The sequence below is a fragment of the Pseudomonas sp. HY7a-MNA-CIBAN-0227 genome (assembly GCF_040310325.1).
Classification (GTDB): domain Bacteria; phylum Pseudomonadota; class Gammaproteobacteria; order Pseudomonadales; family Pseudomonadaceae; genus Aquipseudomonas.
The window spans coordinates 1-243 of record NZ_JBEOPT010000323.1; the positions used below are offsets into that span (position 1 = coordinate 1).

General features: G+C 62.6%; 1 protein-coding gene. It reads left to right on the forward strand.

Annotated elements, in window-relative coordinates; genetic code table 11:
* On the forward strand, nucleotides 1–243 hold a 243-nt coding region (locus AAEZ06_RS28110), incomplete at both ends, for an FtsK/SpoIIIE domain-containing protein (protein WP_350617472.1).

A 243-nucleotide genomic window follows, 5' to 3' on the forward strand; every position in this document is an offset into this window, starting at 1 on the left:
ACGCCAAGCTGATCATGATCGACCCGAAGATGTTGGAACTGTCGATCTACGAAGGCATCCCGCACCTGCTGTGCCCGGTGGTCACCGACATGAAGGACGCCGCCAACGCCCTGCGCTGGAGCGTTGCCGAGATGGAGCGCCGCTACAAGCTGATGGCGAAGATGGGCGTGCGTAACCTGTCGGGCTTCAATGCCAAGGTCAAGGAAGCCCAGGACGCCGGCACACCGCTGACCGACCCGCTGT